At 60.0% G+C, this 3,739-nt stretch carries 2 protein-coding genes; both read right to left on the reverse strand.

All coding sequences use genetic code 11. From position 1 onward, the window contains the following. Positions 1 to 336 (reverse strand): hypothetical protein (locus tag G6O54_RS36515; RefSeq protein ID WP_165235900.1); only part of this gene is annotated, 336 nt, incomplete at its 3' end. Positions 337 to 477: 141 nt separating this feature from the next. Beyond that, positions 478 to 3,739, reverse strand: a 3,262-nt coding sequence (locus tag G6O54_RS36520; RefSeq protein WP_304511165.1) for an RHS repeat-associated core domain-containing protein, incomplete at its 5' end; no start/stop codon positions are given.

A 3,739-nucleotide genomic window follows, 5' to 3' on the forward strand; every position in this document is an offset into this window, starting at 1 on the left:
GCTGGCAGGGACTTTCGGACGTAGGTCATCGAACAGGTTGACGTAAGCCAAAAACGCCTCGATTTCTTTACGAATTTGCTCCCTCTCCCGCATAGCACGATCATATTTTGCCTTGGTAAGCTCCAGCAAGCCCTCTAGCTGCCCATTCGAGAGCTTGCTGAGATCGACAACGTGTCCTAGATGATCTTCCATCTTACCTTTGCGCTCCTTCTCCGGTTGGCTTTCCCCTTTAAGGGAGTATTCCTCAGATCGCACTTGTCGCGCGGTGAAACCGACCACCCAAGCCAGTGCACACACTCCTAGAAATACGGCGTGAACCGGAGGCCTGGACTTCATCTGACACCTCGGTAGCGAGTTGGGACGTAGACCACTAATGCTCTTAGCTATGATTTTATGGCACAACCGTAGATATTCGTATGTGTGCCAAGCTGGACGGCATGTACGGCGCAAATTACTACTCACAACGAGGGCGTTTTGCTATTTTTCCTGATTGTGATTTCCGGAACTCCCTTGTTGTTCCTGCTTCTGCATTTCGTTCCACTGGTTGTTCAAGATCATCTGAAACTGCCGCGCCTGCAGCGCCTCAAGGGATGCCTCAATAATTCGTTGCTTCTCTTGAAGTGCAACAACTTGTTTCTCCATCTCTTCTATCTTCTTCACCATACTGTCAAAAAATCCGGCCATATACTTCTTTATCGCGTCAGTTAATGCGAATCTGGCCTCTATACCCCATCTCGACAATCGAAGAGTGTAGTCATGCATCTTATAAAATGTTTCTATTTCCTTTGTGTATTGCTCGCGTTCCTTCATATTCCGTTCGGCCCGCTGCTGATACAGTTTTAGGCCAGCTTCTATTTGCTGCTGTGTGAGTTTGCTCAGATCAGCATTACTCAAGTCTGGCAGTTGGTTGCGACTAGGGTTGTTTCGGTTAGGTGCACCAGGCGTGTTTCCCCCCAGATTTGGTACATTGATGCCCTGCGCTGGCGGTTGAAGGCCGGTGGGATCTGACCAACTGGGAGCGTTATTGTTTACATAGCGATAAAGGTTCCAGTCTCCCGCTCGAAACCACGTCGGATCCTGGGACTCGAACCGTCCTAAACTCGAATCGTACCACCTCGCGTGATCGAAACTCCGCCCGACTGCTGCATCCCATTCCATGCCTGCGTACTTGAAACGGTCACCGTTGGCGCCCCCGCTACTTTCGCTGAGAATGCTGCCGTAGCTATCATAGACTACGTGATCGATGACCGTTCCGGACGTGTACATGATGTCTCGCACCGAGCCCAGCCGATCCTCGAGGTACCATGCAGACGTGCCGCCCGACGACGTCCGGGCGAACAGCTCGTCGATGGCGGGGCCGCTCACGTACCGGGTGAGTAGTGTACCCGAGCCGTTGAAATCGGCGTACGGATTGGCGTATGGGTTCGTGCCGTCGAAGGCCACCCAGGACTGGGTGCCGTTGTCCTTGAAGCCGATGCGTCGGTCCAGGGCGTCGTAGGTATACGTCGCCACGACCGTCCCGCCTGTGGTGACCTGTGTGAGACGATTGCGGTTGTCGTAGGCGTATGTGGTCGCGACGTGAGTCGATGTGTTCGACTGCGCCTGGAGGTTCCCCTCATTGTCATAGGTGTACGTCGTCCCGGGCGAGGCCGTCAGCTCATTGCCCGTGCCGGTGGAGTAGCCCGTCATGTTTCGGTTGCCGTTGGCGTCGTAGCTATAGTCCTCGGTCCGCGAGCCCCTGGCCGTCAGCAATTCACCACTGGAGTCATACGTGTAGGTGACGGTCCCCTCAGCGTTGACCTCGGTCGTGACGCGATTGGCATTGTCGTAGCCGTAGACGTACGTGGCCAGGGCCGTGCCGCCGCCGGTCTGGTGGGTGATCGTGCCGATGCGGTTGGCGGCGTCGTACACCAGCGTCGTGTTCAGGGCGGTGCCGCTGCCGCCGATCGTCCGATTGATGGACGTCTCGCGGTTGGCGGCGTCGTAACCGAGGACGACCTGCGGGCCGGCCACGCCGTTGTAGGAGGCCGCGATCGACGTTAGCCGGAAGGCCGCGTCGTAGGTGAAGGTGGTCCGGCCCACATTGGACGTGACGTTGTCGACCAACGTGAGGCGGTTGTGGTACTTGTCGTAGGTGGAGGTCAGCGTGAGGCTCGGCTGGCCCGTGCCGGGGCCGGACTCGGCCACGGTGAGCTGGTTGCCGCCGCTGTCAAAGGTCATGGTCAGGATTGCGTAGCTGTCGGTGACGCCGGTCATCTCGGAGTCGGCGTCGTAGGTGTACGTGACGCGGTTGGAGACGCCGCCCGAGCTGGTCAGCCAGGTCTCTCCGGTCTCGCGGCCGCCGGAGTCGTACGAGTAGGTCGTGCGGCGGCCGTTGCGGTCGGTCTTGTCGGTCAGCTCGTCGTCGTAGTCGTAGGAGTACGTCGCAGAGTGACTCAGCGGATCCGTCATCGTCGTCATGCGATCGGCCGAATCGTAGGCCCAGGTGGTGCGGTTGCCCACCGGGTCGGTCAGGCCGGTCATGCGGCTGGCGGCGTCGTAGGACATGGTGGTCTGGCCGCTCCGCGGATCGATGACGGTCGTGGCCCTGTTGAGCGCATCGTAGAGCGTCGTGGTCACGTTGCCAAGGGCGTCCTTGACGGTTTGCTGGTTTCCGCCCGAATCGTAGCCGTAGGCCGTGGCATGGCCCAGCGCGTCGGTCACGGTGGCGAGCCGATTGCGCGAATCATAGGCCATCGTCGTCACGTTCCCGTTGCCGTCCTTGAACGTGATCTGGTTGCCGACCGCGTCGTAACCGCGTACGGTGCTGTGGCTGAGGGCGTCGGTGACAGTCACCAGGCGATCGTCGTTGTCGTAGAAATACGACTCGGTGGACCCGCCGCTGGTGTTCGGGCTCGTGACGGTGGACGGCTTGCCGGTGGCCGTGTACGAATAGGTCGTTGTATTGCCCAGCGGGTCGGTGACGGTGGCGACCCAGCCGCGGTTGTTATACGCGTAGGTCGTGACCCGACTCATCGGGTCGGTCACCGTCAACTTCTGGCCCTCGGCGTCGTAGGTCGACGTCGTCACGGCGTTGGATGCGCCGGTGAGTGGCGCGGTCACCACGGTCGGGCGATTGAGGGCGTCGTAGCTGACGGTCGTGATCCGGCTCATCGGGTCGGTGACCTTCGTCACGTTCCCGGCCGCGTCGTAGCCGTAGACCGTCACGCGAGATAGCGGCGCCGTGACCGTGACGGCGCGGTTCATGGCGTCGTACTGGATCGTCGTCGTCCGGGCCGTCGCCCCGGACGGGGTTGGGGCCTGCGTGACCGTCGGGTTGCCGCCGGAGTCGTACGTCCAGGTCGTGCGGTTGCCCAGCGGGTCCGTCGAGCCGGTTTCCCGGTTCATCGCGTCGTAACTGTAGGTCGTGGCGTTGCCCCGCTCGTCCGTCCTCGAGCTGACATCCCCCTGGCTGTCGTAGCCGTAGACGACCGTGGTATTGTCGGCGTTCGTGACCGTCGTTGGCCTGTCCTGGCTGTCGTACTGGAGCGACGTCACGCGATTGTTCGCGTCCTTGATCGTGGCCACGCGGCCGTTGGCCGTGTAGGTCATCGTCGTCAGGTTGTTCAGCGCATCCTTCACGACGGTGAGGTTGCCGTTGCCGTCATACGTGTAGGTCGTGATGTGATTATTCGCGTCGGTGTGGCTGGTGATCTCGGCGAAGCTGTTATACGTGTACTGGTCGGAGTTGAGGTCCGGG

The organism is Aquisphaera insulae (assembly GCF_011064615.1).
Lineage (GTDB): Bacteria > Planctomycetota > Planctomycetia > Isosphaerales > Isosphaeraceae > Aquisphaera > Aquisphaera insulae.